Origin of the sequence: Nocardioides pelophilus (genome assembly GCF_014180685.1) — a bacterium.
Classification (GTDB): Bacteria; Actinomycetota; Actinomycetes; order Propionibacteriales; family Nocardioidaceae; genus Nocardioides; species Nocardioides pelophilus.
In genome coordinates this window covers 1-21422 of the sequence record NZ_JACEHF010000061.1, presented here as the reverse complement: position 1 = coordinate 21422, position 21422 = coordinate 1, and the positions used below count along the sequence as shown (strand labels likewise).

Here is a 21422-nt window from a genome sequence, read left to right as displayed (position 1 = left end):
GGCGCCCGCCAGCGACGCGGCCGCCACGCTGGCGACGGCCAGGCCGGTCACGTCGTACGACGACGGCAGCACGGTCCGTGGGCCGAGGAGCTCGAGCCGTTCGAGGGACTCGGGCGGCCCGCCGATCCCGGTCCAGACGCGATGGGCGAGCGCGGGGTCCACCGGTTCACTCTAGAGCGCGAGTGGCTCCCGGGGAGGCGTCCTCGCGGGTGCTCGGTCCCGCGGAGTGGCCTTGGGGCTTGACGCTCTCCCCTCCGCGGTGTGCAATATATTGCATGCCGGTTCCCGTCGACGAGCTCCCTCCCCCGCGGTCGTTGCTCCGCGACGACGTCTACACCCGGCTGCGGGACAAGATCGTCGACGGGACCCTGCTTCCGGGGGAGCGGCTGCGCGACCAGGAGCTCGCAGCCTGGCTCGGGGTGAGTCGCACCCCCGTGCGTGAAGCCCTGCTCCGGCTCGGCCAGGCCGGCCTGGTCCTCACCGCGCCCGGACGCTCGACGACGGTCGCGACCCTGGACGCGCGCGCCATCCACGATGCCCAGGCCGTCGTCGCTGCCATGCACCGGCTCGCCGTCGAGCTGGCTGTGCCTCAGCTGCAGGCCGACGACCTGGCCGCGATGCGCGCCGCCAACAAGCGGTTCGCCGCGGCGCTGCGGCGCGGCGATGCCGAGGCCGCGATCGCCGCCGACGACGAGTTCCACGGCATCCCCGTCCGCGCTGCCGCCAACGCGGCGCTCGAGGGCGTCCTGGAGCAGTACACGCCGGTGCTGCGTCGCCTCGAACGCCTGCGCTTCTCGTCCCTCGCCGGGCGCGACTCGGTCGCGCTGCACGCCACGCTGGTCGACCGCTGCGAGTCCGGCGACGTGGCAGGTGCGGCCGCGGTCTCGCACGCCACCTGGGAGACGTTGAAGCCGCTCCTCGAGAGCCTCGCCGAGGCTCCCGCACCGACGACCTAGGTCTACAAGGAGACCCCGATGCCGATCAGCGACTTCGAGCGCTACCCGCTCACGTTCGGGCCGAGCCCGATCCACCCGCTCGAGCGCCTCACCGACCACCTCGGAGGCGCCCGGATCTGGGCCAAGCGCGAGGACTGCAACAGCGGTCTCGCCTACGGCGGCAACAAGGTGCGCAAGCTCGAGTACATCGTTCCCGACGTGCTCGCCCAGGGCGCCGACACGCTCGTGTCCATCGGCGGCATCCAGTCCAACCACACCCGCCAGGTCGCCGCGGTCGCCGCCAAGCTCGGGCTCGAGTGCCGGCTCGTCCAGGAGAAGTGGGTCGACTGGGACGACCCGGTCAACGACAAGGTCGGCAACATCCTGCTGTCGCGGATCATGGGTGCCGACGTCCGGCTCGACCCGTCCGGTTTCGACATCGGGATCCGCTCGTCGTGGGACGACGCGATCGCCGACGTCGAGAAGGCGGGCGGCAAGCCCTACGGCATCCCGGCCGGCGCCTCCGAGCATCCGCTCGGCGGACTCGGGTTCGCCAACTGGGCCTACGAGGTCGCCGCGCAGGAGCAGGCGCTCGGCGTCTTCTTCGACACGATCGTCGTCTGCACGGTCACCGGTTCGACCCACGCCGGCATGATCGCCGGGTTCGCCGCGCTCGAGGACGCCGGAGGGCGACCGCGCCGGGTGCTCGGCATCGACGCGTCGGCCACCCTCGACAAGACCCGCGACCAGGTGGGGCGGATCGCCCGCCACACCGCCGCGCTGATCGGACTCGACCGAGAGCTGCGTGACGACGAGATCACGGTGCTCGAGGGCTGGGCCGGGGATCTCTACGGGATTCCCGTCGAGTCCACGATCGACGCCATCCGGCTCAGCGGGCGGCTCGAGGGCATGATCATCGACCCGGTCTACGAGGGGAAGTCGATGGCCGGACTGGTCTCGCTGGTCACCTCCGGCGAGATCGCACCGGACTCCACGGTCCTGTACGCCCATCTCGGCGGGCAGCCGGCGCTCAACGCCTACAGCGGCGTCTTCGACGAGGTGCGTGCGTAGACGGCGGTCGCGGCGCGCTCCGGATCGTGGTGGACCCGGGCGGTGAGACCGGCCTCCTCGACGATGAGGGCGGCGGCCGCCGACTGGTCCTCGCCCACCTCGAACAGGAGCCGGCCGGCCGGCGCCAGCCACGCCGGGGCGACCGCCGCGAGCCGGCGTACGACGTCGAGGCCGTCGGCCCCGCCGTCGACCGCGCCGCGGGGCTCGTGGTCGCGCGCCTCGGGAGGCATCAGCGCGATCGCCGCCACCGGCACGTAGGGGACGTTGGCGACGAGCACGTCCACCCGGCCACGCAGCCGCCGGGGCAACGGGGCGTCGAGGTCGCCGTGGTGGACGGTGCCGCCGATCGGTTCGAGGTTGCGGCGGGCACAGGCGACGGCGGCGGGGTCGAGGTCGGCGGCGTGCAGCTCGATGCCGGGGTGCCGGTGGGCGAGGGCGAGACCGAGCGCCCCGGAGCCGCAGCACAGGTCGACGACCACGGGCGTCGCCGGCAGCGCTGTAGCCGCGAGGTCGACCAGCAACCCGGACCGCTGCCGCGGGATGAACACGCCCGGATCGAGCGCCACCCGGACGCCGGCGAAATCGACCCAGCCGACGACGTGCTCCAGCGGCTCGCCGGCGACCCGGCGCGCCACCAGCCGCTCCAGCGCCTCCCCGGTGGCCGACTCCCGGAGCACCGCCGCCTCGTCCTCGGCGAAGACGCAGCCGGCGGCGCGCAGCCGCAGCACCAGGTCGTCGTACGCCGGCTCCGCCACGCGCCGGACACTACCGACCGCCCACAGCGGATCTGCCTGCGGCAGAACACCCTTGGGGAGCCGCAGCCTGTGCCGCACGGTGGGTCCATGACCACTCACGCACCCGAGCGACCGCTCCTCATGATCGACGACCAACTGGCCTCCCGGCTGCTGCAACAGCGGATCATCGTGCTCGGCCAGGAGGTCGACGACCACATCGCCAACCGGATCTGCGCCGCGCTCCTGCTGCTCTCGGCCGAGGACGCCCACCGCGACATCAGCCTCTACATCAACAGTCCCGGCGGCTCGGTGACCGCGGGGCTGGCGATCTACGACACGATGCGGATGATCCCCAACGACGTGAGCACCCTGGCCATGGGGTTGGCCGCCAGCATGGGCCAGTTCCTGCTCTCCGCCGGGACGCCGGGGAAGCGCTACGTGCTCCCGCACGCCCGGGTGCTGCTGCACCAGGGGTCGGCCGGGATCGGCGGGTCCGCGATCGACATCGAGATCCAGGCCGAGAACCTCGAGCACACCAAGCGGGTCCTCATGGGCCTGATCGCCGAGCACACCGGCCAGCCGGTCGAGCGGGTCGAGAAGGACGCCCTCCGTGATCGGTGGTTCACGGCAGAGGAGGCGAAGGAGTACGGCTTCGTCGACGCGATCCTCACCGACGTCCGCACGGTCGCGCCGGCCCGGCCGTCGGCGGCGTTCGGGGGTCAGCGATGAGCCAGTACGCCATCCCCAGCGTGGTCGAGAAGACCGCCCGCGGCGAGCGGGCTGTCGACATCTACAGCCGGCTCCTCAGCGACCGCATCGTGTACATCGGCACGGAGATCGACGACGGGGTCGCCAACGTCGTGATCGCGCAGCTGCTGCACCTCGAGGCGGACGACCCGGACAGCCCGATCAACCTCTACCTCAACTCGCCGGGCGGCTCGGTCACCGCGATGCTCGGCATCTACGACACGATGCAGTTCGTGCGGGCGCCGGTCGCCACGACCTGCATCGGTCAGGCTGCATCGTCCGCGGCCGTGCTGCTGGCCGCCGGCGCGGCGGGACGGCGATCGGTGCTGCCGCGCTCCCGGGTGATCCTCCACCAGCCCTCGGGGAGCGGGCAGGGCACGCTGCCCGACCTGGCGGTGCAGGCGAAGGAGATCGCGCGGCTGCGGACGACCATGGAGGAGGTGCTCGCCCAGCACACCGGGCAGCCCGTCGCGCGACTGCGGGAGGACACCGAGCGCGACCTCATCCTCGACGCGGACGCCGCCGTCGCCTACGGACTCGCCGACCTGGTGCTGGAGTCGCGCAAGCTCGATCAGTCGCCCTCGGGCATCAGGAGCCAGGCGGCGAGGTAGACGATGGCGGGGGACCCGAAGCCGAGCACGGTCGCGGCGACCATGATGATGCGGATCAGGTTGGCGTCGAACCCGGTGTAGTCGGCGAAGCCGCCACACACGCCGGCGACCACCTTGTTGCTGCGGCTGCGCACCAGCAGCGTGCGCGGGGGCAAGGGCGGTTGCGAGGGAGTCGCCGGTGAGTAGGAGTCGTAGTTGCTCATGCCTCCAGCGTCCTCCGATCCTCCCGTCGCCACATCGGGGAACGACCCTGAACCTCCCCTGACTCGCCGCCGCTGGTTGAGGTGCGAGCGGAGCGAGCCTCGAAACCAAGGCGTGGACTACGCCGCCAGGCACACCGGCCCGTGCAGTCGGCGGGCGACGCGCAGGGTCAGGTCGGCGAGCCGCAGCCCGAGCGCGCCGACCACGGCGGACAGCACCTCCGAGCTCGGCTCCTTGAGACCGCGCTCGACCTCCGACAGGTACTGCACCGAGATCCCGGCCTCCTGGGCGACGTCGGTCAGCGTCCGCTCGGCGCGGTGGCGTTCCTGCCGCAGCTCGTCGCCGGCGGCCTCGCGCCACAACGGCTCGAGCGGAGCCGGTCGCGCGGTCGGCCGGTCGGGAAGTCTGATCACCTCACCCATGGTCCGACGCTAGGCCGGACGGGACTCGACGAACAGGGTGTTCGCTCCGGGCGTACGGCGCCGGGCCGACCCGTCTGGCGCGAATTCACCGCGCGGACGATTCCCTGGGTCATGCTTGCTCCATGGGTCCGCAGGTCGTCGCCCACCGGGGTGCGAGTTACGAGCTCGCCGAGCACACCCTCGGGGCCTACCTGACTGCCCTCGACGCCGGCGCCGGGGGCCTGGAGTGCGACGTCCGGCTGACCGCCGACGGGCACCTGGTCTGCGTGCACGACCGGGACCTGCGCCGTACGGCGAGCAGCCGCGGGCTGGTCTCGACGATGGACCTCGCCGAGCTCAACGAGCTCGACTTCAGCGGGTGGAAGAACCCGTGGGCCGACCTCGACGACGAGGCGCCCGACCGCGACGAGACGCTCGACGGCGTGCTCACCCTCCGCAAGCTGTTGGAGACGGTGGCCGACTACGAGCGCCGGGTCGAGGTGGCGATCGAGACCAAGCACCCGACCCGGTTCGGCGGGCTCGTCGAGAAGCGCCTGGTCGAGATGCTGCGCGAGTTCGGCTGGGAGACCCCCGGGTCGCCGGTGCGGGTGATGAGCTTCTCGTTCACCGCGCTGCAGCGGGTCGAGCGACTGGCGCCCGACGTGCAGCGGGTGCAGCTGATCGACAAGCCGACGCTCTGGCCGATGCTGCGCCGCGTCATCGACAGCGACACGATCATGGGCCCCGGCATCGCGCTGCTGCGCGACCACCCGCGACTGATCGACAACATGGCCCGCCGCAACCGGCAGCTGCACGTCTGGACGGTGAACACCGAGGCCGATCTCGACCTCTGCCTGCGGATGGGGGTGCGGGCCGTGATCACCGACCGCCCGGCGTACATCCTCGACCTGCTCGACGAGCGCGGGCAGGCGGCGGGATAGGTTTCCTGGCCATGGCCAAGAAGAACCGCGCGAAGACCCGCACCGCCGAGACCACCGCGCCCGGCGAGGTCGGTCCGCGCCAGCCGTGCCCGTGCGGGTCCGGGAAGCGCTACAAGGCGTGCCACGGCGCCCCCGGCGGCGGCACCGTGTTCGTGAAGCGACCCTTCGAGGGGCTCGCGTCGGAGTGCGACCTGGTCGCCCTGCGCGAGCTGGTGCCGGCCGCGTCGGCGGTCCTCCCGCTGGCGGGCGCGCACGCCGACCGCGACGTGCGGATCTGCACCCTGCTCCCGATGGCGGCGCCGGCGATGGTCCGCGACAGCGGCGAGGTCTGGCTCGGCCTGCAGGTCCAGCACAACTTCGGCGACCCGTCGCGCGACCTGGCCGCGGTGCTGCTCGCCGCGCTCGACGCCGAGCCCGGCACGTCGATGGTCGGCCTGACCGAGCCTCCGGGTGAGGGGCCGCGGCTCCAGGACCTCGTCGTCGACGAGCCGCTGCGGATCGACCTGCACGAGGGCTTCGACTTCTGGGTGTCCGACGTCGAGGAGTCCGAGGAGCTCGCGGCGGCGCTCGAGCAGGCGCAGGGCGCCGCGTCCCCGACCGCGCGCCTCGCATCGGTCGAGGCGGCGTACTGGACCCACATGGGCGACAAGGAGTACCTCCGCTGGGTCATGCCCGAGCCGGAGGACGCGCTGGTCGACGCGTTCGCGCGGCTGCACGTGTCCGGCGACGACAAGGTGATCGACGGCGCCCGGCTGATCGGCATGTTCCGCGCGCACGGCGTGGTGGCTCCGGTGTGGGAGCTCCCGCCCGGCACTGGCGTCGAGGGGGTCGAGGACGGCGCCGCCGAGCTGCGCACCCGCCTCGAGAAGGCGCTCGCGTCCGACGCCGACCTGACGACCGAGGAGCGCTCGGCGCGCGCCGGGCTGGCGAACCGCCAGATCACGATCCGCTGACAGCGGCCCGGCTCACCGTGCCTGGAGCACCCAGGTGTGGAGCCGGGAGTAGCCCTTCACCGAGACCCGGCGCAGCCTCCGGAAGCGGTACGGCGACCCGTCGCCGCTCTCCGGCTCGGGCTCGTCCGTGTCGCTCCCCTCGGTGCCGGTCAGGGCGGCGTACATGCCGCGGTCGATGAGCACCGATCCCGGGCGGGCCACGGTGGTGAGCCGCGCCGCGATGTTGACGACGGGCCCGAAGACGTCGCCGAGGCGGGTGACGACCTCGCCGTAGGCGACCCCGGCCCGGACCTCCGGGAAGTCGTTGCTCTCGTCGGCGCCGCGGCGGGTCAGCTCCAGGGCGATCTCGGCCACGTCCTCCGCGCTGTCGGCGACGATGAGGAGCTCGTCGCCGATGTTCTTGATGATCCGGCCGTGGTGCTCGATGACGATGTCGAGGGCGGATGTCTCGAACGCCTCCAGCCAGCTGACGAGCTCGCGGTCGGACAGGTTCCGGGAACGGGAGGTGTAGCCGACGATGTCGACGAAGCAGACCCCGCGGTCGCTCGTGCCCGCGCCGCTGTCGGCGACCGCGAGCATCCGGGACGCGACGCTCAGCAGGTGGCGGCGCCAGACGAAGTTCTGTAGGGCCTCGACCTTCGGGACCACCTCGTCGGCCAGCCCGACCAGCCCCTCGGTCGGGTCGATGCCGCTCTCGACCGCGATGTCGGCGAGCAGGCCGACCTGCCACTCGGCCAGCCGGGCGAAGCTGCGGCCGAGGGTGCGGACCAGGCCGTCCTGCCGGTCCGGGGAGAGGATGCCGAGGTCGATCAGGTCCTTCGTGAGTCGAAGGGCGTGGACGTCGCTCTGGGTGAACGCCCGCTCCTCGGGCTCGGCGTGGGCGAAGCCCAACAGGTGCCAGAGCTGGCGCGCGACGTCGAGCGACATTCCGGCCTGCTCGGCGACCTCGGCCTGGTCGAGGGTCGGTTCCTCGCCGAGCAGGCGCGTCTCGACCGCGTCGAGGGCACCCGGGTCGGCCGACGGCACGGAGGCCGGTGCGGCCGGGGGCTCGGGTGCGGCCACGGACAGGGTCAGGGGTTGACGCGGGACTGGGCGACCTCGAGCAGGGCCTGGTGGAACGTCGGCATCTCCTTGTCGAGCTGGACCAGCGTCTCGTCGGTGAGGTGGATGGTGTCGAGCGGGGTGAGAGCCACGACGGTGGCGTTGCGCAGCTTGTGGCCGACGATCGCGGCCTCGCCGACGATGTCACCGGCGCCGAGCTGGGCGATCTCCACGCCGTCGCGGCGCACCGAGACCGTGCCGTCGAGGATGATGTAGGCCTTGTCGGCGGGGGTGTCCTTCCAGATCGGGGACCAGCCCTCCGGAAGATGCACGCGGCGTCCTACGCCGCTGATCTTTGCGACCTCTTGTGGAGTGAAGTGCTCGAAGAACGTTGCCATGCTGACCCTTTCGGTGCGGTCTCCCCATGCGCGCGGCACCCGCGCTGCTGTGACCTTAACTGCAACGCGGCGTCCGGGTCATGGGTTAGTGCGTTGGCTCACGGGAGATCGGGCAGCTCATGCAGCGCGGACCACCCCGGCCGGAGCCCAGCTCGGAGCCCGCGATCCGGATCACCTCGATGCCGGCGGCCTCGAGCCGGCTGTTGGTGCCGTCGTTGCGCTCGTAGGCGACGGCCAGCCGCGGAGCGAGCGCGAGCGTGTTGTTGCCGTCGTCCCACTGCTCCCGCTCGGCCGTCACCGGGTCGAGCCCGGTGTCGATCTGGTGCAGGGTGTCGAGCTGCATCGCCTTCGCCGCCGCGACCAGGAACGGCTCCGGCGCGGCGACCTCGAGCTCCAGCAGAGCCGGGTCGGCGTCGGGGCGGCGGGTGACGGCGTACGCCGTGAGGGTGTCGGCGACGTTGGGGTACATCACGACCTTGTCGACGTCGACCATGGTGCACACGGTGTCGAGGTGCATGGTCGCGCGCTCCTGCGCGATGGGTACGGCGAGCACGGTCTCGGCCAGGCCGGACTCGAAGACCTGGCGGGCGAACCGCTCGGCTCCGGCCGGCGTGGTCCGCTCTCCGACGCCCACGGCGATCACGCCGGGCGCCAGCAGCATGACGTCGCCGCCCTCGACGTGCTCGAAGTGGTGGCCGAGGATCCGCGGGCTGGCCGCGAACCGTGGGTGGTGGCGGTAGATCAGCTCGGTCAGCTGGGTCTCCCGCTTGCGCGCGGGCATCGCCAGCGACGTGATCGCGACCCGGTCGCGCACCCAGACCGAGGAGTCGCGCGTGAAGAGCAGGTTGGGCAGCGGGTCGACGAGGAACGCGTCGAACGGCAGCAGCGTGGTGACCAGGCCGAAGCCGCCGCGCACCTCGTCGTTGCGGATGCCGGCGGTGAGGTAGGACGTCAGCTCGTCGGGAGTCGCGTCGCCGAGGAAGCCGCGCAGGTAGAGCCGCAGCGTCTCGCCGAGGTCGAGGTCGGTGAGCGCGGTCTCGATGGCGACCTCGCGAGCCTCCGGGTCGGCGAGGGTCTCGGTCAGCAGCTCGGTCAGGTAGAGCACCTCGACATCGCGCTCCCGCAGCGCCTCCGCGAAGGCATCGTGCTCCTCCTGAGCGCGCGCCACCCAGGGCACGCCGTCGAACAGCAGCTGGTCGTTGTTGCGCGGGGTGAGGCGCTGCAGCTCGGTGCCGGGACGGTGGAGCATCACCGTGCGGAGTCGCCCGACCTCGCTGTCCACACCAGCGTTGGCGGGGGTCCCTGTGTTCACGGTCATGGCGGCACCTTAGTGGATTGTCAGACAATCTCGGATTTGGTGAGGCGATCAGTCGATGTGCTCAGTCTGGGGCCGCAGGGCCCTGCGCGTCGATGCGCGACTCCAAGGCGGCGACCTGGCGCTTCAGGTCGTCCAGCGCGGCCAGGATGGCGGCGGTCGACTCGTCGACCACCTGCTCCATCTCGTCGGCGAGCTCGGCGTGGTCCGCCTCCACCTCGCGGTCGAGCGCCTCCACCGCCACCGCGATGAAGAGGTTGAGCACGATGTAGGTCGACAGCACCACGAAGACGAGGAAGAACGCCCAGGCCCACGGCTCGGCATCGGTCGTCGGCCGCACGACGTTCGCCCAGTCGTCGCCGGTCGTGACCTGGAAGAGCGACAGCAGCGCCGTGCCGAGGGAGCCGAAGTGCTCCGGGTCCACCTCGCCGAAGAGCTGGGTCGCCATCACGCCGCTCACGTAGAGCAGGATCAGCAGCAGGGCGGCGATCGAGCTCATCCCGGGGATGGTGGCGACCAGCGCCCCGACGACGGTGCGCATCGAGCGGACCGTCGAGAGCAGCCGCAGCACCCGGAGCACCCGCAGCACCCGGAGCACCCCGCTCGCGCTCCCGCCGGGAGCGAAGGCGATGGCGACGACCACGAAGTCGAAGACGTTCCACCCGCCGCGGAAGAACCGCCGGCCCTCGGCGAAGATGCGCAGCGCCAGCTCGACGACGAACACGCCGAGCGTCGTCCAGCCCACGGCCCGGGTCGCGCCGCCGTACTCGTCCATCCAAGACCCGGAGGTCTCGAGGCCGAGCACGGCAGCGTTGACCAGGATGACCCCGATGACGACCCACTGGAACGACGGTCGCTCGACCAGGCGCCGGGTCGCCTCCCGGGCGTCGTGCACGCTCACCGGCGTCCTCAGCCGCGGAACGGGTCGGCCGGGTAGACCCCGAGGATCTTCACGTCGGTGGTGAAGAAGGCCAGCTCCTCGAGCGCCCGCTTCAGGCCGGGGTCGTCGGGGTGGCCGTCGACCTCGGCGAGGAACTGGGTCGCGGCGAACTCGGCCCCGACCATGTAGCTCTCGAGCTTCGTCATGTTGATGCCATTGGTGGCGAAGCCGCCGAGCGCCTTGTAGAGCGCCGCCGGCAGGTTGCGCACGTTGAAGACGAAGCTGGTGACGACCGGTCCGTCGTCGGGCGGCGCGGCGACGAAGTCGCGGGAGAGCACGACGAACCGCGTGGTGTTGTGGTCCTCGTCCTCGATGTCGGAGCGCAGGATCTCGAGGCCGTAGATCTCGGCGGCCAGCGGCGGCGCGATGGCGGCCTGGGTCGGGTCGGCGGCCTCCGCCACCTCGCGGGCGGCACCGGCGGTGTCGCCGGAGATCAGCGGCCGCAGCCCGAGCTCGCGGATGATCTTGCGACACTGGCCGAGCGCGTGCACGTGGCTGTGGACGGTGCGGATCGTCTCCGTCGTCGCGCCGGGCGCCGCCATCAGCGAGAACTCGATGCGCAGGAAGTGCTCGGCCACGATGTGCAGGTCGGACTCGGGCAGGAAGTGGTGGATGTCGGACACCCGCCCGGCGATCGAGTTGTCGATCGGGATCATCGCCAGGTCGGCGTCACCGCTGGTGACGGCGGCGAACACGTCCTCGAACGAGGCGCACGGCACCGACTCCCAGTCGGGGTAGTGCTGCTTGCAGACGAGGTGGGAGTTCGCGCCGGGTTCCCCCTGGTAGGCGATGCGGGCCATGCGCCCAGGGTAGTCGGGGCGGCGCCCGGAACCGGGCCGCCCTCGGCGTTACCGTTTCGCCATGCCGACCCCGCTCGGGATCCTCGCCCTCGTCCTCGCCGTCGCCGCACTGCTCCTGGCCTTCGTGACCTGGCTCCGGGTGCGGCCGACAGCCGACCAGGACCTGCCCGCCGACGTACTCGGTCTGCGCCGCGAGGTCGCGGCGCTGCGCAAGGAGGCGGGCGGTTCGCTGCGGCACCTGGCGGTGGTCCGCTACGACGCGTTCGAGGAGATGGGTGGCCGGCTCTCGTGGTCCCTCGCGCTCCTCGACGACGGCGGCGACGGCGTCGTACTCACCTCGATCCGCGGCCGCAACGAGGCCCGCACCTATGCCAAGAGCGTCACGTCCTGGCGCAGCGACCAGGAGCTCTCGCCCGAGGAGACCGAGGCGATCGCCCACGCACGGCCGTAGGTCCTGGCGCCCGCCTATCAAGGCCCGCGCCCGTTTATCAAGGGATGTAGGCGAGTGTGCGCTTCCCAGTGTGAATTGGGCTAGGGAAGCGGTCGTTCGCCTACATCCCTTGATAAACAGGCAACAGGCAACAGGCAGTCCGCGCGGTCAGCGCGGCACACGGACGAGCAACCGCCCGTGGATGCACTCCATGTGCAGCTCGCGGCCCGGACCGACGCTGTCGCCGTCGAGCTGGCGGGGCACGTCGTGGCTGGCCCGGACGACCACGGTCCGGCCGGTGAACCGGGCGACGGACTCGCCGGCGCGTTCCTCGCGGCGGCTCAGCACCCGCAGCACGAGCGGGATCCAGCTGAGGAACCGCCGCGGGAAGAGGAGTACGACGTCGAGCTGGCCGTCGTCGATCGCCGCGTCGGGGATCAGGTTCATCCCGCCCTGCAGGCTCCCGACGTTGCCGATGACGCAGGTGCGGGCGCGGTGCTTGGTGAACTCCCCGCCGTCGATGGAGACCTCGAGCCGCATGGTCGGGAACATCAGCGCCTTGAGCCCGGAGAGCACGTACGCCAGCCAGCCGACCTTCTTCTTGATCTCCTCGTTGACGCCCTCCATGATCGCCGCGTCGAAGCCCATGCCGGCCATGACCATGAAGTGGGAGTCGTCGATGCCGTCGCCGGTCACCTTGACCATGTCGATCGCGCGGTCCTGACCGTTGATCGCGATGTCGATCGCGGCCCGGATGAAGAGCGGGATGTCCAGGTTGCGCGCCAGCAGGTTGCCGGTGCCGGCGGGGACGATGCCGACCGGGATGCCGGTGCCGGCGAGCTCGGCGCAGACCTCGCGCACGGTGCCGTCGCCGCCGCACACGATCACCAGGTCGGCCCCGTCGACCGACGCCTGCTCGGCCTGGCCGGTGCCGGAGTCCTCGACGGTGGTGAAGTACCACCGCGGCTCCTTCCAGCCCGACTCCAGTGCCATCTGGTTGACGATGGACTGGAACTGCGCGACGTCCTCGACCTTGATCGGGTTCAGCACCACGGCGAGGTCGTTGGTGGACGGGACGGCCTGCGGCAGGGGCAGCGCCTTGGCGGCGTGGCTGCGGGGGAGCGGGCTGTAGAGCGCGACCCCCAGCAGCACCAGCCCGGCGCCCAGCAGGCTGCCGCCGGCCAGGTCCGTCCAGTAGTGCCGGCCCAGGAGGATCCGGTCGGCGAGGACGACGACCACGACGACCGCGGCCGCGACGCCGATCAACCGGCGGATGTTCGCCCGTCGTACGAGCATCACGGCGAGCACCAGGCACAGCCCGGCGAAGGCGGTGGTGTCGGAGGCGTGCCCGGAGGGGAACGCGCCGTTGTCGAGCTGCCACAGGTCGTGCTGCCACAGCGGCCGGTCGCGACCGATGATCCACTTGAGGCCCTGGGTCACCCCGATGTTCACGGCCATGACCGCGACGATCAGGGTGGCGGCCCGGCGATGCCCCTTGGCGTACATCACGCCCGCGAGCAGCAACGCGTAGATCGCCACGGCGATCGAGCCGAAGGCGACCTCGACGACGCGGAGAGTATCGACCAGGCCGTGCTGGTCCTCCGCCCAGTCGCGCGCGTCCCTGCCGGTGGCGTCGATGTCGGCGAGCCATGCCCACTCGAGCCCGACGCCCAGGGCGAGGGTGCCGAAGATCAGCAGACAGACGACTCCGGAGACCAGCGGGGTCTGACGAGGTCGGTCCAACACCCGGGTGAGGCTACTTCGTCCGGCCACTACCGTCGTACTCGTGACCAAGGATCCGCATCCGCCCGCGTCGTCGGGCCACCCGCCCTTCCGCCGGCTCGGCCAGTCCGGACTCGCGGTCTCCGCCGTGGGCCTGGGCTGCAACAACCTCGGCCGGCCCGGCACGGCCACCGAGTCGCAGGAGGGGTCGGACCGGGTGGTCGGTGCGGCGATCGACGCCGGGATCACGCTGTTCGACGTCGCCGACACCTACGGCGCCCGCCCCGGGCTCGCCGAGGAGCGGCTCAGGGCGGCGCTGCGGAGCCGGCGCGACCAGGTGGTGGTCGCGACCAAGTTCGGCATGGACATGCACGGCAGCAACGGGCCGGACCACGGCGCGCGCGGCAGCAGGCGGTACGTCGTCGCGGCTGTCGAGGCATCGCTGCGCCGGCTCGGCACCGATCGGATCGACCTCTACCAGTTCCACACCCCGGACCCGGCGACCCCGATCGACGAGACCCTGAGCGCCCTCGACGACCTCGTCCACGCGGGGAAGGTGCGCTACCTCGGCCACTCCAACCGGGCCGGGTGGCAGATCGTGGAGGCGGAGTTCGTGGCCCGCGAGCTCGGCACCGAGCGGTTCGTGTCGAGCCAGAGCCACTACAACCTGATCGACCGGCGCGCGGAGCTGGAGGTGGTTCCGGCCTGCCGGCAGTTCGGCCTCGGCGTGCTCCCGTACTTCCCGCTCGCCAACGGTCTGCTGACCGGCAAGTACGCCGCCGGCACCGCGCCCGCCGGCACCCGCCTGGCCCGCACCCGTCAGCACCTGCTCGAGACCGCGACCTCGCCGGAGCTGCTCCGCTTCTCCGAGTTCGCCTCCTCGCGCGGGGTCAGCGAGGTCACCGTCGCCATCGGCTGGCTGCTGGCCCAGGCGCCGGTCGCCAGCGTGATCGCCGGCGCGACGAGCACCGAGCAGGTGCAGGCCAACGCCGCCGCCGGGTCGTGGGTGCCCCGCGCCGAGGACCTCGCCGAGCTCGACCAGATCTTCCCGCCGCCCGACCCCATCGCGCCGTACTGACGCCGTCGGGCAGCGCCCCGAATCCGACGCGCGCCGGCCGCCCCCCGCCCGATAGCCTCAGACGCATGATCGACCCGCGCATCCTCCGAGACGAGCCCGACCGCGTCCGAGCCGCCCAGGCCAAGCGCGGGCTGTCCGGAGACGTGGTCGACCGGGCCCTGGCCGCCGACGCGGCGCGCCGGGCCGCGATCGCGTCGTTCGAGGCGAAGCGGGCCGAGCAGAAGGCACTCGGTGCGAAGATCCCGAAGGCCGACCCCGCCGAGAAGCAGGAGCTGCTCGCGCGGACCAAGACCCTGGCCGCCGAGGTCAAGGAGGCGGAGGCCGCGCGCGGCGCGGCCGACGAGGAGTGGACCGACGTCATCAAGACGATCCCCAACCTCGCCGCCGACGAGGCCCCGGCCGGGGGCGAGGACGACTACACCGTCATCGAGCACATCGGCACCCCTCGCGACTTCGCCGCCGAGGGGTTCGAGCCGCGCGACCACGTCGAGCTCGGCCAGCTGCTCGGCGCCATCGACATCGAGCGCGGCGCCAAGGTGAGCGGCAGCCGGTTCTACTTCCTCACCGGCGTCGGCGCGCAGCTCGAGTTCGCGCTGGTCAACCTGGCGCTCGACCAGGCCCGCGGTGCCGGGTTCACCCAGGTGATCGCACCGGCCCTGGTGCGGCCACGGGCGATGGAGGGCACCGGGTTCCTCGGCCAGGCCGCCGACGACGTCTACCGCATCGACGGCGAGGACCTCTACCTCGTCGGCACCTCGGAGGTCGCGATGGCGGCCTACCACTCCGACGAGATCCTCGAGGCCGCCACCCTTCCCCGCCGCTACGCGGCGTTCAGCCCCTGCTTCCGCAAGGAGGCAGGGTCGCACGGCAAGGACACCCGCGGCATCATCCGGGTGCACTGGTTCGACAAGGTCGAGATGTTCGTCTACACGACCCTCGAGGAGTCGTACGCCGAGCACCAGCGGCTGCTGGCCTGGGAGAAGGAGTTCCTCGACAAGCTCGAGCTCGCCTACCGGGTGATCGACACCGCCGCCGGCGACCTCGGGCTCTCGGCGATCCGGAAGTTCGACTGCGAGGCCTGGATCCCCACCCAGGGCCGCTACCGCGAGCTGACCTCGACCTCCAACTGCACCGACTTCCAGGCCCGGCGGCTCGACATCCGGGTCCGCGAGGACGGGCAGACCCGGCCGATCGCGACCCTCAACGGCACGCTCACCGCGATCCCGCGGGCGATCGTCGCGATCCTGGAGACCCACCAACAGGCCGACGGGTCGGTGCGCGTGCCCGAGGCACTGCGCCCCTACCTGGGCGGCCTCGACGTGCTCAAGCCGGTCTGAGGCCCCGCCTATGCCGAACGGAGCCTGGCAGCCGAAGCTGGTCGCGCTCGACATCGACGGCACCCTGCTCAAGTGGGTCGACGGCGCGGGCACGACCCACGAGATCGTGCCCGACGCGGTCCACGCGGCCGTCCAGCGGGTGCTGGACGCCGGAGTCCACGTCGTCCTGGCGTCCGGGCGGGCGCCGCACAGCATGACCGCGATCGCCGAGCAACTCGGCCTGCGCGACCCGCACACCCCCGACGGCCGGCTGTGGATCGTGGCGTCCAACGGGTCCGTGATCGTGCGGCACCCACCGATGGAGATCGTGCACGAGGAGACGTTCGACGCGGCGCCGGCCGTGCACGCCGTACTCCAGCGGCACCCGGAGGCCCTGGTCGCCATCGAGGAGCGCGGCGTGGGCTACCGGGTCTCGGCGCCGTTCCCGCCCGGTGAGCTGGGTGGCGAGCTGATCGTGACCCACCTCGACGACCTGGTGTCCGCCCCGGTGAGCCGCGTGATCATCCGTGACCCGCAGGCGACGGCCGACGACTTCGTCGCGATGGCCGCCGAGCTCGGGCTGCACGGCACCGACTACGTGGTGGGCTGGACGGCCTGGATGGACCTCTCGCCGGTCGGCGTCTCCAAGGCGTCCGGCCTCGAGTACGTCGCCGAGCGGCTCGGCGTCGGCCGCGGCGACGTGCTCGCGATCGGTGACGGGCGCAACGACATCGAGATGCTCGGCTGGGCCGGCCGCGGCGTGGCGATGGGCCAGGCCGTGCAGGAGGTCCTGGACGTCGCGGACCACGTCACCGCCCCGGTCGACGACGACGGAGCGGCGGTCGAGCTCGACCGCTGGTTCGGTTGAGCCCGACCCCCGGCGGCTACGCTGGTCCGGTGATCGCAGCGCTCCGGACGACCCTGGCGATGGCGCTGGCCGTCCTCGCCTGCTGGTTCGGTACGACGACCGCGGCGACGGCCGCGCCCGTGCCCGCCGCCGCAGCAGCCGACTGCGAGGAGCTCGACCTCGACGACCCCACGGCCGTCCTCGCCCGGGCCGACGCGGTGACCGACGTGTTCGCCGGCCGGGTGATCGCGGTCGAGCCGCGCACGACCGTCGGCGGCGGTGAGGGCAAGGCCAACCAGACCGGCTCGACCACCGACGCTCCCCGGCAGGACCCCGACGCCCGGACGACCGGCTGGCAGCACACCGTCGCCGTCAAGGTCCCGTTCCGCGGCGAGCTGCGGTCCGGTGGCCGGACCGAGGTCGTCACCACGCCGGTGACCGACGAGAACGGCCTCGGGCGGCTGAGGGCCGGCGACACCTGGCTGTTCTTCGCGTCCGGCTCCGACGGGATGGACCACCTGGTGGCCGAGGCGTGCTCGGGCACCCAGATGCTCCAGGGCGGGCTCAGCGCCGACCTGCAGGCCTCCCTCGAGGACGCGCTCGACGGCAGCCCCGACGACCCGGAGGTCCCGGTGACGCTGTCCGCGCCGGACGACGGAGCCGGAGGCGCGCCGAGCTTCGGCCGACTGGCCGCCCCCGGCGCCGCGGTGACGCTGATCGGCGTGCTCGGCCTGCTCCTGCTCGCCCGCGTGGGCGCTCGCCGGAGCTAGCCGGAGCTAGTCGGAGCCAGTCGGAGCCAGTCGGAGCTCGTCGGGAGCTCCGTCGGTCAGAGGTACATGCCCCCGGTGCGGGGCTCGTCGGTCGCGCCCGGCTGCTGCGGCGCGCCGTCGGGTGCCCCGGGGTGCATCCCGGGTGGGAGCGCGCGCCGGATCTGCTCGAACTGGGCGCGCGCCGCCATCTGCTGGGCGTAGATCGCCGTCTGGATGCCGTGGAAGAGGCCCTCGAGCCAGCCGACGAGCTGGGCCTGGGCGATCCGGAGCTCGGCGTCGGAGGGCGTGGAGTCCTCCATGAACGGCAACGACAGCCGGTCGAGCTCCTCGACCAGCTCGGGCGCGAGGCCGGCCTCGAGCTCCTTGATCGACGCCTGGTGGATGTCACGCAGCCGCTGGCGGCTGGCGTCGTCGAGCGGAGCCGCCTTCACCTCCTCGAGCAGCTGTCGGATCATGCTGCCGATCCGCATCACCTTCGCGGGCTGCTCGACGAGGTCGGTGAGGGGCCCCTCTCCGTCGCCGTCGTCGTCGCCCTGACCGTCCGGCCCGGGCACGGCACTCGCCGGCATCGCGGCGACGGGCTGGCCGTCGGGGCCGATGATGACGATGTGCTGCTGCTCCTGGTCGCCGGAAGGCTGCTCACTCATGGGGCCAACCCTAATCGGCGCCCGGTCGCCGGCCCCGGCGAGAGGGGTCAGAGGGTCAGCAGCACCTTGCCGCTGTGGCTGCCGCCCTCGACGGTCCGGTGCGCGTCGGCGACCCGCTCGAGCGGCAGCGCCTCGTGCACGATCGGGCGCACCCTGCCGTCGGCCACCAGCGGCCAGACGTGCTCGACCACCGAGGCGCAGATCGCCGCCTTGCCCTCGACGGGCCGCGACCGCAGCGCCGTCGCGATCACCGCGCCCCGCTTCGACAGCAGCTGGCCGATGTTGAGCTCGGCCTTGACCCCGCCCTGGAGGCCGATGATCACGAGCCGGCCCTCGTCCGCGAGCACGGACACGTTGCGCGCGAGGTACTTGGCTCCCATGTTGTCGAGCACCACGTCGGCGCCCCGCCCGTCGGTGTGGGCGCGCACGACCTCGACGAAGTCCTCGTCGCGGTAGTCGATCGCGACCTCCGCTCCCAGCGACCGGCACAGCTCCCGCTTCTCCGGGCTGCCTGCGGTCGCGAACACCCGGGCGCCGAGCGCGGCGGCGAGCTGGATCGCCATGGTGCCGATGCCGCCGGCGCCGCCGTGGACGAGGAACACGTCGCCCGGCTGGAGCCCGGCCACCATGAACACGTTCGACCACACCGTGCAGGCCACCTCGGGCAGCGCCGCCGCGGTCACGACGTCCACGCCGTCCGGCAGCGGCATCACCTGCCCGGCCGGTACGACGACCCGGCCGGCGTAGCCGCCACCGGCCAGCAGGGCGCACACCGGCGTCCCGACGGCCCAGTCGGTGACCCCGTCGCCGACCGCCACGATCGTGCCGCTGCACTCGAGACCGATCACGTCCGAGGCGCCGGGCGGCGGCGCGTACAGGCCCTGCCGCTGCAGGAGGTCGGCGCGGTTGACCGCCGTGGCGGCCACCTCGATCGCGACCTCGCCCGGTCCCGGTTCGGGGTCGGGGAGCTGGCTGATGGTCAGGACCTCGGGCCCACCGGGCCCGGTCGTGGTGACGGCACGCATGCCCCCATCTTGCCGACCCGGCTCGTCTCTGCACGCTCAGGGCGCCGACCCGGCGCGTGTTGACAGGAGCCGGGTCGCGCAGGGGTCAGACGAGGAGGTCCTCCTCCTCGTCCTCGTCGATGTCGATCTCGTCGAGGTGGCTGAGCTCCTCATCGATCTCGTCGTCGGCCTCGGCGTCCTTGTCGACGGCGTCCGTCGCGCCGGCCGGTCGGTCCCAGGCCTCGGCGAGTGCCTGGACCTTCGCCGCCATCCGCTCGACCGCGTCGGGCCGGGCGTCCCGGGATCCCGCGGCCACCCCGAGCAGGAAGGCGGTCACCGGGCCGGCGGCCGGGTGCACGTTGTCGTGCGCGATCTCGGCCAGGTCCCCCAGCAGGCTCTCGTCTGCCTCGCTGTCGATGTCGAGCAGGTCGCACAGCTCGTCGATCCAGTCATGGAGGTTCACCAGACCAGAGTGACTTTTGACGCGCCGCCTGACAAGACCCGACGGGGGACGAATCAGTCGGGTTCGTCGTCGCCGAGGTCGCGCAGGTCGGTCCAGGTGTCGATGTCGCGGTGCTCGCGAGCGAGCGCGGGTACGACGACCAGGTCGAGCGGTTCGAGCATCGGCCAGAGCGGATGGCCGTGCTGGGCCTCGCGGTCCGGCCGCACCTGGTCGAGCCGGTCGGTGTCGACGAGGAAGGCGAGCTGGCGCCGCCCCTCGGGATCGGCCAGCACGGCTCCGTCGTGCCCGACCGCGGCGTCGTGCATCCGCCGGAGCGTCGCGGCGGTCAGGAACGGCATGTCGACGGCGAGGACCACGACCCACGGGAAGGCCCGCAGCAGCGCATCGCGCCCGGTGAGCAGACCCGCCACCGGCCCGCCGTACTGCGGGTCCTCGACGACGAAGGTCACCGGTCGGTCGGTCGGCACGTGCTGACCCACGACGACGACCTCCGCGGCGTCGATCACGGCGTCCAGGGTGTGCTCGAGCAGGCTGCGGCCGTGGATCTCGATCGTCGCCTTGTCGGCGCCACCGAGGCGGGTCGCCTGGCCGCCGGCGAGGACGATCGCGGCGAAGCTGGTCAGCCCGGGCTCGATCACCTCGTGAGTCTCGCAAACGTCGCGTCGCCCGGGAAGCGCGGTGCGACGGGGGACACTGGTCGAGTGAGCCACACCACGGAGCGGTTGCGGCTGGCGTTGGTCCAGGCCGCGTCCGGCATCGAGCCCGACGACAACCGCGCGGAGCTCGACCGCCTCGCGCCCGACGGCTGCGACCTCGTGGTCTTCCCGGAGGCCTTCGCCCGCGACTTCGGCGAGGCCGGCTCCGACGTCAGTCCGTACGCCGAGCCCCTGGACGGTCCGTTCGCGACCGAGGTCGGCCGGGTCGCCGCCGCCCGCGGCGGCACCGTGGTGGCCGGCATGTTCGAGCGGAGCGCCGATCCCGCCCGGCCCTTCAACACCCTGGTCGTGCGCGGCCGGGCCGAGGCGGCGTACCGCAAGATGCACCTCTACGACTCCTTCGGCTACCGCGAGTCCGACCGGCTCACGGCCGGGCCGACCGAGCCGACGGTCGTGGAGATCGACGGCTGGCGGGTCGGTCTGATGACCTGCTACGACCTGCGCTTCCCCGAGCTGACCCGCCGGCTCGTCGACGCCGGCGCCGAGCTGGTCGTCGTCCCGGCCGCGTGGGTCGCCGGTGCCCGCAAGGTGCACCACTGGCGCACCCTGGTCATCGCGCGCGCGATCGAGAACACCGTCTACGTCGCCGCCGTCGGCCAGCCCGCGCCCCGCTACACCGGCCACTCGATGCTGGTCGACCCGCTCGGCGAGGTGCTGGTCGAGGCCGGCCCCGGCGACGCCGGCGAGGCCGAGGTGCTCACGGCCGAGGTGGACCGTACGACGCTCGCCGCGGCGCGTCGTACCAACCCGTCCTTGGCCAACCGCCGTCTGTAGGGTGGCCGGCTGTGTCCCGTCATGCCACCCGCGCCGCTCCGCGGCCAGCGGTGGCAGGGTGGCAGCGCCGGGTCTCCGCGGTGGAGGCCTCCCGACTGCCGGTCGTCGCGTGGGCGGTCCTCGTCGTGGCGGCGACCGTGCTCCTCGGCTGCGCGATGGTGCCGACCGGACCTGACTGGTTCGGCATCACCGGGTCGGTGACCATCGTCGCGACCTACGGCTGGGCGCTGGCCGCGCGCACCGGCGGCCGGCCGGTGATCTTCGGGACGCTGGCGCTGGCGCTGGCGCTGATGGCCGCCTGGGTCGACCAGGACCTTCTGTCCACCGGCGCCGCCGTGCTCACCACCGTGGTCGCCGCCGTGCTCGGAGTGATGGCGACGGTGCCGGCGAAGTCGTTCCTCGCGTCGGTGCGCGAGTGCCTGGTCGGGATGGGACTGGCCGGGATCGGGGCGATGGCGGCGGTGGGCTTCGAGCCCGCGATCGACGTCACCCGGTTCGAGTACCTCGGGCTCGGCATCGCGCTGATCGCCGCCGAGATCCTCGTCTTCCGTCTCGGGGCCGGCCTGC

At 72.4% G+C, this 21422-nt stretch carries 25 protein-coding genes and 1 pseudogene; 13 read left to right on the top strand and 13 right to left on the bottom strand.

The window, feature by feature from the left end; all coding sequences use genetic code 11:
- Nucleotides 1–275 precede the first annotated feature (275 nt).
- Nucleotides 276–956 (top strand): GntR family transcriptional regulator, encoded by a 681-nt coding sequence (locus H0488_RS11865; protein WP_183099482.1) that lies wholly within the window; start codon nucleotides 276–278, stop codon nucleotides 954–956.
- Nucleotides 957–974: 18 nt separating this feature from the next.
- Nucleotides 975–2006 carry a 1-aminocyclopropane-1-carboxylate deaminase gene (locus H0488_RS11860; RefSeq protein WP_183099481.1) on the top strand — a complete coding sequence of 344 codons (1032 nt, stop codon included), beginning with the start codon at nucleotides 975–977 and terminating at the stop codon, nucleotides 2004–2006.
- On the opposite strand, the gene H0488_RS11855 is transcribed toward H0488_RS11860, so the two are convergent.
- Nucleotides 1973–2761, bottom strand: coding sequence for a putative protein N(5)-glutamine methyltransferase (locus H0488_RS11855; RefSeq protein WP_312856307.1), 789 nt, complete (start codon nucleotides 2759–2761; stop codon nucleotides 1973–1975). The two genes, H0488_RS11860 and H0488_RS11855, sit on opposite strands and share 34 nt — an antisense overlap.
- Nucleotides 2762–2848: 87 nt before the next feature.
- Here H0488_RS11855 and H0488_RS11850 point away from each other — a divergent pair, with 87 nt between their 5' ends.
- Together H0488_RS11850 and H0488_RS11845 are read left to right on the top strand one after the other, a co-directional pair.
- The gene (locus H0488_RS11850) at nucleotides 2849–3469 is read left to right on the top strand and encodes a ClpP family protease (RefSeq protein WP_183099480.1); all 621 of its coding nucleotides are present in this window, start codon (nucleotides 2849–2851) and stop codon (nucleotides 3467–3469) included.
- Entirely contained in the window at nucleotides 3466–4098 is a 633-nt protein-coding gene (locus tag H0488_RS11845) for a ClpP family protease (RefSeq protein WP_183099479.1), read from the top strand. Before H0488_RS11850 ends, H0488_RS11845 begins: the two co-directional genes overlap by 4 nt.
- On the opposite strand, the gene H0488_RS11840 is transcribed toward H0488_RS11845, so the two are convergent.
- A complete protein-coding gene (locus H0488_RS11840) occupies nucleotides 4059–4301 on the bottom strand; it encodes a PspC domain-containing protein (protein ID WP_183099478.1) in 243 nt (80 codons plus the stop codon). The genes H0488_RS11845 and H0488_RS11840 overlap by 40 nt on opposite strands.
- A 117-nt stretch (nucleotides 4302–4418) precedes the next feature.
- A complete protein-coding gene (locus H0488_RS11835) occupies nucleotides 4419–4721 on the bottom strand; it encodes a helix-turn-helix domain-containing protein (RefSeq protein WP_183099477.1) in 303 nt (100 codons plus the stop codon).
- 122 nt (nucleotides 4722–4843) lie between these two features.
- On the opposite strand from H0488_RS11835, the gene H0488_RS11830 reads away from it, so the two are divergent.
- The gene (locus tag H0488_RS11830) at nucleotides 4844–5641 is read left to right on the top strand and encodes a glycerophosphodiester phosphodiesterase (RefSeq protein ID WP_183099476.1); all 798 of its coding nucleotides are present in this window, start codon (nucleotides 4844–4846) and stop codon (nucleotides 5639–5641) included.
- A gap of 11 nt (nucleotides 5642–5652) precedes the next feature.
- The gene (locus tag H0488_RS11825) at nucleotides 5653–6594 is read left to right on the top strand and encodes a DUF5926 family protein (RefSeq protein WP_183099475.1); all 942 of its coding nucleotides are present in this window, start codon (nucleotides 5653–5655) and stop codon (nucleotides 6592–6594) included.
- 12 nt (nucleotides 6595–6606) lie between these two features.
- Here H0488_RS11825 and H0488_RS11820 read toward each other — a convergent pair whose 3' ends face one another.
- The 5 genes from H0488_RS11820 to H0488_RS11800 all read right to left on the bottom strand — a co-directional run bounded on the left by H0488_RS11820 (nucleotide 6607) and on the right by H0488_RS11800 (nucleotide 11088).
- On the bottom strand, nucleotides 6607–7656 hold the full coding sequence (locus H0488_RS11820; RefSeq protein WP_312856306.1) for an adenylate/guanylate cyclase domain-containing protein: 1050 nt from the start codon (nucleotides 7654–7656) through the stop codon (nucleotides 6607–6609).
- An 8-nt stretch (nucleotides 7657–7664) separates the two neighbouring features.
- Complete coding sequence (locus tag H0488_RS11815; RefSeq protein ID WP_183099474.1) at nucleotides 7665–8033, bottom strand: Crp/Fnr family transcriptional regulator; 369 nt, start codon at nucleotides 8031–8033, stop codon at nucleotides 7665–7667.
- 85 nt (nucleotides 8034–8118) lie between these two features.
- Complete coding sequence (locus tag H0488_RS11810; protein WP_183099473.1) at nucleotides 8119–9351, bottom strand: arginine deiminase; 1233 nt, start codon at nucleotides 9349–9351, stop codon at nucleotides 8119–8121.
- 61 nt (nucleotides 9352–9412) lie between these two features.
- Nucleotides 9413–10249, bottom strand: a complete 837-nt coding sequence (locus H0488_RS11805; protein WP_183099472.1) for an ion transporter — start codon at nucleotides 10247–10249, stop codon at nucleotides 9413–9415.
- Nucleotides 10250–10257: 8 nt separating this feature from the next.
- A complete protein-coding gene (locus H0488_RS11800; protein ID WP_183099471.1) occupies nucleotides 10258–11088 on the bottom strand; it encodes a prephenate dehydratase in 831 nt (276 codons plus the stop codon).
- A 61-nt stretch (nucleotides 11089–11149) separates the two neighbouring features.
- Here H0488_RS11800 and H0488_RS11795 point away from each other — a divergent pair, with 61 nt between their 5' ends.
- The gene (locus H0488_RS11795) at nucleotides 11150–11539 is read left to right on the top strand and encodes a DUF4446 family protein (RefSeq protein ID WP_183099470.1); all 390 of its coding nucleotides are present in this window, start codon (nucleotides 11150–11152) and stop codon (nucleotides 11537–11539) included.
- A 147-nt stretch (nucleotides 11540–11686) separates the two neighbouring features.
- Here the strand turns inward: H0488_RS11795 and H0488_RS11790 are convergent, their stop codons facing one another.
- Nucleotides 11687–13264: a bifunctional phosphatase PAP2/diacylglycerol kinase family protein gene (locus tag H0488_RS11790; protein ID WP_312856305.1), complete on the bottom strand. Its 1578-nt coding sequence runs from the start codon at nucleotides 13262–13264 to the stop codon at nucleotides 11687–11689.
- A 40-nt stretch (nucleotides 13265–13304) separates the two neighbouring features.
- On the opposite strand from H0488_RS11790, the gene H0488_RS11785 reads away from it, so the two are divergent.
- The 4 genes from H0488_RS11785 (at nucleotide 13305) to H0488_RS11770 (ending at nucleotide 17251) form a co-directional block, all read left to right on the top strand.
- A complete protein-coding gene (locus H0488_RS11785; protein WP_183099469.1) occupies nucleotides 13305–14318 on the top strand; it encodes an aldo/keto reductase in 1014 nt (337 codons plus the stop codon).
- Nucleotides 14319–14383: 65 nt separating this feature from the next.
- Nucleotides 14384–15655 carry a serine--tRNA ligase gene (gene serS, locus H0488_RS11780; protein WP_183099468.1) on the top strand — a complete coding sequence of 424 codons (1272 nt, stop codon included), beginning with the start codon at nucleotides 14384–14386 and terminating at the stop codon, nucleotides 15653–15655.
- Nucleotides 15656–15665: 10 nt separating this feature from the next.
- Nucleotides 15666–16502 carry an HAD family hydrolase gene (locus H0488_RS11775; RefSeq protein ID WP_183099467.1) on the top strand — a complete coding sequence of 279 codons (837 nt, stop codon included), beginning with the start codon at nucleotides 15666–15668 and terminating at the stop codon, nucleotides 16500–16502.
- A 29-nt stretch (nucleotides 16503–16531) separates the two neighbouring features.
- Entirely contained in the window at nucleotides 16532–17251 is a 720-nt protein-coding gene (locus tag H0488_RS11770) for a hypothetical protein (RefSeq protein WP_183099466.1), read from the top strand.
- A 56-nt stretch (nucleotides 17252–17307) separates the two neighbouring features.
- Here H0488_RS11770 and H0488_RS11765 read toward each other — a convergent pair whose 3' ends face one another.
- The 4 genes from H0488_RS11765 to mobA form a co-directional block, all read right to left on the bottom strand.
- Nucleotides 17308–17898: a bacterial proteasome activator family protein gene (locus H0488_RS11765; protein WP_183099465.1), complete on the bottom strand. Its 591-nt coding sequence runs from the start codon at nucleotides 17896–17898 to the stop codon at nucleotides 17308–17310.
- Between the two features lie 47 nt (nucleotides 17899–17945).
- The gene (locus H0488_RS11760) at nucleotides 17946–18923 is read right to left on the bottom strand and encodes an NAD(P)H-quinone oxidoreductase (RefSeq protein ID WP_183099464.1); all 978 of its coding nucleotides are present in this window, start codon (nucleotides 18921–18923) and stop codon (nucleotides 17946–17948) included.
- An 85-nt stretch (nucleotides 18924–19008) separates the two neighbouring features.
- Nucleotides 19009–19365 (bottom strand): DUF6457 domain-containing protein, encoded by a 357-nt coding sequence (locus H0488_RS11755; protein WP_183099463.1) that lies wholly within the window; start codon nucleotides 19363–19365, stop codon nucleotides 19009–19011.
- A gap of 53 nt (nucleotides 19366–19418) precedes the next feature.
- The gene (mobA, locus tag H0488_RS11750; protein ID WP_312856304.1) at nucleotides 19419–20003 is read right to left on the bottom strand and encodes a molybdenum cofactor guanylyltransferase; all 585 of its coding nucleotides are present in this window, start codon (nucleotides 20001–20003) and stop codon (nucleotides 19419–19421) included.
- A 63-nt stretch (nucleotides 20004–20066) separates the two neighbouring features.
- On the opposite strand from mobA, the gene H0488_RS11745 reads away from it, so the two are divergent.
- Nucleotides 20067–20855 carry a carbon-nitrogen hydrolase family protein gene (locus H0488_RS11745; RefSeq protein ID WP_312856303.1) on the top strand — a complete coding sequence of 263 codons (789 nt, stop codon included), beginning with the start codon at nucleotides 20067–20069 and terminating at the stop codon, nucleotides 20853–20855.
- Nucleotides 20856–20866: 11 nt separating this feature from the next.
- Nucleotides 20867–21422, top strand: a pseudogene (locus tag H0488_RS11740) (hypothetical protein); the annotation flags it as partial.